5 protein-coding genes are annotated in these 6828 nt (G+C 56.1%); 2 read left to right on the forward strand and 3 right to left on the reverse strand.

Annotation, left to right across the window (positions count from 1 at the left end):
- A partial coding sequence (locus ACILQA_RS08815) for an amino acid permease (protein WP_395629366.1) occupies positions 1-627 on the forward strand: 627 nt, incomplete at its 5' end.
- Positions 628-724: 97 nt separating this feature from the next.
- Complete coding sequence (locus ACILQA_RS08820) at positions 725-2041, forward strand: aspartate aminotransferase family protein (RefSeq protein ID WP_395629367.1); 1317 nt, start codon at positions 725-727, stop codon at positions 2039-2041.
- Here the strand turns inward: ACILQA_RS08820 and ACILQA_RS08825 are convergent.
- Genes ACILQA_RS08825 through ACILQA_RS08835 form a run of 3 tightly spaced genes read right to left on the reverse strand, consistent with a single transcriptional unit; the run spans position 2038 to position 6793 of the window.
- Positions 2038-3108, reverse strand: coding sequence for an alcohol dehydrogenase family protein (locus tag ACILQA_RS08825; protein ID WP_395629368.1), 1071 nt, complete (start codon positions 3106-3108; stop codon positions 2038-2040). The two genes, ACILQA_RS08820 and ACILQA_RS08825, sit on opposite strands and share 4 nt — an antisense overlap.
- Positions 3105-4349: an aromatic ring-hydroxylating dioxygenase subunit alpha gene (locus ACILQA_RS08830; RefSeq protein ID WP_395629369.1), complete on the reverse strand. Its 1245-nt coding sequence runs from the start codon at positions 4347-4349 to the stop codon at positions 3105-3107. The genes ACILQA_RS08825 and ACILQA_RS08830 overlap by 4 nt, the downstream gene beginning before the upstream one ends.
- Positions 4349-6793 carry an FAD-dependent oxidoreductase gene (locus tag ACILQA_RS08835; RefSeq protein WP_395629370.1) on the reverse strand — a complete coding sequence of 815 codons (2445 nt, stop codon included), beginning with the start codon at positions 6791-6793 and terminating at the stop codon, positions 4349-4351. Before ACILQA_RS08835 ends, ACILQA_RS08830 begins: the two co-directional genes overlap by 1 nt.
- Between the last annotated feature and the right edge of the window lie 35 nt (positions 6794-6828).

The following is a 6828-nucleotide window of genomic DNA, read 5'->3' on the forward strand; positions in this document are numbered from 1 at the left end:
TTGTCGATCCTCATGATCGTCTCCATCGTGCCATGGAACGAAATCGAAGTTGGCGCATCGCCATTTGCCCAAGCTTTGCGCGTCATGGGTTATCCCGCCGCCGATCTGATTATGAATAGCATCGTGCTTGTGGCCGTGTTGTCGTGCCTGAACTCGGGCATCTATATCACCTCACGCGCCATGTTCGGTCTCGCCAAAAATGGTGATGCGCCGCAATCTTGTGTGCAATTGAGCAAAGCAAAAGTGCCTGCCCGTGCGATCCTGATCGCGAGCCTCTTCAGCTATGTCGCACTTGCCGCATCGGTGCTGTCGCCGGACAGGGTGTTCAATTTTCTGGTGAATGCTTCGGGTGCGATCATGCTGTTTATCTATCTGCTGATTGCTTGGGCGCAATTACGGCTCCGCGCCGATTTCGAAGCGACTGCGCCTGACAAGCTGAAGCTCAAAATGTGGTTCCATCCTTATGGCACATGGACGGCCATTGCAGGGATGGTCGGCGTTCTGGTGCTGATGGGCGTTTCGACATCGCACTCCATTGAACTTTGGACCAGCGTTCTCGTGGCAGCGCTCTTTCTGGCTGGATATTGGGTCAAATGCCGCGTGCAAGCAAAGCAGTGGAAAAGTTAATGCCCACCAAAATTTTCCGGACGCAACAATCTTTTCAATCACGGATAATGGCCTGCTTATCGCATAAGCATATGAAACTGGTTGCTGGAGCGAATGGATGAAACTGGAAAACGACCCCCTAGCGGCATTTTGGATGCCGTTCACTGCGAACCGGGCGTTCAAAACCACGCCGCGTCAGCTGGCGTCGGCAAAGGACATGCATTATACCAGCGACGACGGACGTCAGATCCTTGACGGTACCGCGGGCCTATGGGCGGTAAACGCAGGCCACTGCCGCGCACCGATTGTCGAGGCGATCCAGAAATGCGCGGCCGAGCTGGACTATGCCCCGCCATTCCAATTGGGGCACCCGCTTGCGTTTGAACTGGCGTCGCGATTGGCGACGATCATGCCTGAGGGGCTGGACCGCATTTTCTTTACCAATTCGGGATCCGAATCGGTCGACACTGCATTGAAGATTGCGCTCGCCTATCAACGCGCCATCGGACAAGGCACGCGCACGCGCCTGATTGGACGTGAGCGTGGTTATAATGGTGTTGGCTTTGGCGGTATCTCAGTCGGCGGCATCGTCAACAACCGGCGGCAATTTGGCACCTTGTTAACGGGCGTCGATCATCTGCCGCACACCCATAATCTGGAACATAACGCCTTCACCATGGGTCGCCCAGAATGGGGCGCGCATCTGGCCGACAATCTGGAAGCTATCGTCGCGCTGCATGGTGCCGAAACCATTGCCGCCGTCATTGTTGAACCCATGGCCGGGTCAACCGGTGTTCTGGTACCCCCGATTGGTTATCTCGAAAAACTGCGCGAGATCACACGCAAGCACGGCATTGTGCTGATCTTTGACGAAGTCATCACCGCCTTTGGCCGTGTCGGCGGCACAACGGCATCCGAAACGCTCGGCGTGACGCCAGACATCATCACGATGGCAAAGGGCCTTACCAACGCCGCTGTGCCTATGGGCGCGGTTGCGGTCAGCCGCCACATCCATGACGGTGTGGTAGAGGGCGGCCCTGATGGCATCGAATTGTTCCACGGCTACACTTATTCCGGCCACCCCTTGGCAGCGGCAGCAGCCCTTGCGACACTTGACCTATACAAGTCGGAGGGGATTTTTGAGCATGCGAGCTCGCTGCACGGTTATTGGCAGGATGCGGTGCACAGCCTGAAGGGCAAACGGCACATTATCGATATCCGCAATATGGGCATTGTTGCTGCCATAGAGCTTGCGCCACATGCAGGCGGCGTTGGCAAGCGGGGCATGCAGTTGTTCCACAAATGCTTCGACAATGGTGTATTGGTCCGCGCGACCGGCGATATCATCGCATTGTCGCCACCGCTCATTCTGGAAAAAACGCATATCGACGAAATCGTTGGACGTATCGGCGAGCTCATTGAAACCGTCGACTAAAGCGACAGCACAATCTTTCCGACATGCTGCTTCGTCAAAAACGCTTCTTGCGCTTTGACGATGTCGAATAAGTCGTAAGTGGCTGCGACCAAGGGCCGGATTTCGCCGCGTTCAATATAGGAGACGAGGTTTGCAAAAACCTCCGGCTCTAAAACCGTGCAACCGATCAGGCGCAAATCCTTGAGATAGAGCGTCCGAAGATCAAGATCGACAACAGGCCCCGAAATCGCACCCGATACGCCATAGCGGCCGCCGCGCTTAAGCACGTTCAGGATCTCGCCGAACTGCGCACCGCCGACAATATCGACAGCGGCGTCAAAACATTCTTGCCCGAACAATGATAGCAGATTGGCGTCACGCGGTATGACTTGGGACGCGCCGAGCGCGCGGACGCTATCGGCTTTTGCATCCGCCGCCATGGCGATGACCTCTGCGCCGCGCCGCTTCGCAAGCTGGACTGCCGCGGAGCCAACGCCACCTGATGCCCCCGTGATGAGTACGCGCTCACCAGCCTGCAGATTGATACGGGTCAGGATGTTTTCCGCAGTTCCATAAGCGCAGGGAAAGCTAGCCAGTTCGATGTCAGATAACGCAGATTCAACGCGGTGCGCATGAACCGAAGGAACGCAGGCATAGTCCGCAAAGCCGCCATCGACTTCTGATCCGAAATAGAGAATGTCGTAACGGCTCGCGCCGCAAAAGACGGGTTCGACCAAGACCCGTTCTCCGATACGGGCGGGATCGACATTATCGCCGACTGCGACAATCCTTCCGCACGCATCGGCACCCTGAATGCGCGGAAATTGAAACGCGGCACCGGACCAGCCATCATCGCCAGCGCCTTCAAGTCCTTCTGCAGCGCCCGTCTCCGTCGCCTCTGCGACCGATTTGGAATACCAGCCAATGCGCGTGTTGATATCCGTATTATTGACGCCCGCCGCGCCAACACGGACCAGGACATCATCAACACCCGGCTTCGGTACTGGCACATCATCACGCAATTCCAGCTTTTCATAACCACCATGGCCGGTCAGCAAAACTGCCCGCATGTTGGCGGCGATGGTCACTCGGCCCGCGCCAGCCCGAACTGGTTCAAATACCATTTCTGGAACTTAAGAACGCTGCCTTCTTGGTCGGAATAGCGCCCCGGGCGGTAACGGCTCGACATAATGCCGGCCTGATTATTTTCAGTGATGACTTTGTCCTGCGTGGTTGTCGCGTGATAGCCCCAGATCATCTTTTCAATGTCAACCTGGTCCTCCGTCGCACGGCCATCGACAAGCCAGATCATTTCCACATCGGTTTCCAGCGCGCCGCGCGGCGTGAACTGGAACAGGATGGCGAAATGGTCGTCGGCAACAATTTGGCTGAACGGGCTGAAGCTCAGGTGCATCCGGCCGCCATCTGCCTTTGTCCGTTTGCCCATCAATGGCGCAGGCGCTGAACCGTCTTGCGTTTCCGATGACCAGCCATCCTTGTTCATCCGTTGCATCAACAGACGCAGATGGCTGCTTTCGGGGGCGTCGTCGATATTACCGATTGGCCGACCTGCCGCTGCTGCGCTCGCTTCCCAAGCCTGCAACTTGGGCGTGAAACTTGCAATAGCGTCAGCAGGCCCCGAACTTGGCCCTGCGCCAACGGCAACGATCGACTCTGATGCATGCATCGAGCAGAATTCCGGATGCGAAGGCACGCAATGGTAGCATTCAAAGAAATTCTCGATGACCAGCTTCCAATTGGCGGTCGTGGGGTAGCTGCCGGCGTGCGCGATCCGGGCATCAGCAAAACCGTGATAGTCGAGAATTGCGCCCATGTCGCCAAAGGTCGCATCAAAATCGTCCGGTTCGCCCTCGCTCATGTTGATAAAAATCAGGCCATGAAAAACGCGGATATGGCACGCGAACAGACTGTTTTCGGCTTTGTCGAAATCCTCCGGCATTAACCGCGCGGAGATCAAGCGGCCATCAAGCCCAAATGTCCATGCATGATAGGGGCAGACCAGGCGCGGCGCATTACCGCTTTCCGACTGACAAATCGTCGAACCCCGGTGGCGGCAGACGTTGAAGAATGCGCGGACACTTTCGCTGTTTTCACGAATAACGATAATCTGTTCATTACCGACCCGGTACAGGAAATAATCACCTTTTTCCGGGATGCGTGACACATGGCCGGCCAGCAGCCATTTCTGGCTGATGATTTCATCAAAGTCCGCTTTGAACACCGCATCGCTGGTGTAAAATTCCTGATCAAAGCTGTATCCAACCTGCGTGTTCGCAGCGAGGCGGCCCATAAGTTCAGTGTGCGACATTAGATTTTGATCCGTGCATTTGTGGGGTCATAAAAAGGTTTGAGCGACGCGGTGACGGGATAGCGGACACCGGCAATCTCGATTTCATAATCATCAGCGCCAATTGGCCCGACGACACCGCCGTCGGCGGCATCGACATAGCCAAGCCCGCACGCGCCGCCCAGCGTATGGGCATACATTCCGGAACGAATATAGCCGGCAATCCGGTCGCCCTGCCAAATCGGTTCATTGTGATACAGCATTGGTTCGGGTGATTTGACCAAGAACTGCACAAGGCGCTGCTTAAGGCCGGCTTCCTTCTGCGCGGCCAAAGCCTCACGCCCGATGAAGCCACCCGCCTTGTCCATCTTCACAGCAAAGCCAAGGCCAGCTTCCAACGGTGTATCCTCATCCGTGATGTCATGGCCCCAGTGGCGATAGGCCTTTTCCATGCGAAGCGCGTTCAGCGCATGATAGCCGCAATGTTTCAATCCAAACGCCGCGCCAGCCGCGACGATCGCATCATATACGCCCGCCATGAACTCGGTGGGAATATACAGCTCCCACCCCAGCTCACCGACATAGGTGATGCGTGATGCGCGCACGATGGCATAGCCCAGCTCAATCTCTTGCGAGGTCGCAAAGGGGAACGCCTCATGCGACAGGTCATTGGGGCTAATCGATTGCAGCAAAGCGCGGCTGTTGGGCCCCATGATCGAAATCACGCCCATGCCCGACGACACATTGGTCAGCACCGCATGTGCATCTTCGGGCGTATGGCGTTTCAACCAGTTGAAATCCTTCACCTCGGTTTCAGCGCCGGTGACGATCAGATATGCGGTTTCCGAAAGGCGTGTGACGGTCAGGTCAGCCTCAATCCCGCCCTTTTCATTGAGCCATTGGGTATAGACCAGCTTGCCCGGGGCAACATCGACGTCGTTCGCGCAGACGCGGTTGAGCACGGCCATGGCGTCGCGGCCTTCAAGACGGAATTTGGCGAAACTTGATTGGTCGAACAGGCCAACCGCTTCGCGCACAGCCTTGCATTCCGCCGCATTGGCTTCAAACCAGTTCTGGCGGCCATAGCTATATGCATATGCGGGCGTGCTGCCGGGTTCACCATACCAGTTGGCGCGTTCCCAACCAAAAGCTTCGCCAAAACACGCACCTTGCGCGACGAGCCGGTCGTGCAATGCCGATTTGCGCACCCCGCGTGCGGTTTCATATTGCTTGAACGGATAATGCGTCGCGTACAATAAGCCGAGGCTTTCGGTAACGCGTTCGCGCAGATATTTGCGGTTAATCTGGAACGGCATGTTGCGGCGGATATCGACGGTCCACAGGTCTGCAGGCGGAATACCATCGCGGATCCAGTCCGCCATGACCTTACCCACGCCGCCCGCGGATTGCAGGCCGATGGAATTGAGGCCAGCCGCGACAAAGCAGCCTTTCAATTCGGCGCTTTCACCCAGATGGTATCGCACGTCCGGGGTGAAACTTTCGGGACCGCAGAAGAATTTTTGAATGCCCGCTTTTTCCAACGCAGGCACACGGCGCATTGCATCAATCAGCAATGGTTCGAAATGTTCAAAGCTTCCTGCAATTTCATCGAAACAGAAATCTTCGGATATGCCGTCCATACCCCACGGCCGCGCATTGGGCTCAAATGCGCCGACAAGCAGCTTGCCCGCGTCATATTTATAATAACCACAATAATCATAATCACGCAGAACCGGCAGTGTATTGTCGATGCCTTCGACGCCTTCGAATAGAACATAATAATGCTCACATGCGTGCAATGGCGCAGCAACGCCAACGCTGGCGGCCAAATCACGTGTCCACATGCCACCGCAGATAACGACATAATCGGCGTCAATCGAACCATCGTCCGTATCCACGCCCGTGATGCGATCACCATTGTGACGAATTCTGGTGACTTTGGTGTTTTCAAAGATTTTGGCGCCACCGGTGCGGGCACCCTTGGCCAAGGCCTGCGTGATATCGACTGCATTTGCATAGCCGTCGCTTGGGATATGAATCCCGCCGACGACATCATCGACATTGACGATATGGGCCAGTTCTTTGATTTCTTGTGGTGTTACGACATGCACGGGCAGGTCAAATACCTTGGCCATGGATGCGCTGCGCTTCAGCTCCTCAAAGCGTTCGGCATTGGTGGCCATCGATATCGAACCGCACTGGCGATAGCCCGTTGCCTGGCCCGTTTCTGCCTCAAGCCCGCGATAGAGCTCGCCGGTATATTTTGCGAGCTTGGTCATGTTGATGCTGGGCCGCAATTGCCCAACCAACCCCGCGGCATGCCATGTCGTGCCGCTGGTCAATTGCTTGCGTTCCAGCAAGACCACGTCGTCCCAACCGATCTTGGTCAGGTGATATGCAATCGAACAGCCGATGACACCGCCACCGATGATGACGACTTTTGCCTTTTTGGGTAATTCAGCCACGCGGATCAGACCTTCATCTTGGCGTTATCAGGATC

Source organism: Sphingorhabdus sp., assembly GCF_044239005.1.
Lineage (GTDB): Bacteria > Pseudomonadota > Alphaproteobacteria > Sphingomonadales > Sphingomonadaceae > Sphingorhabdus_B.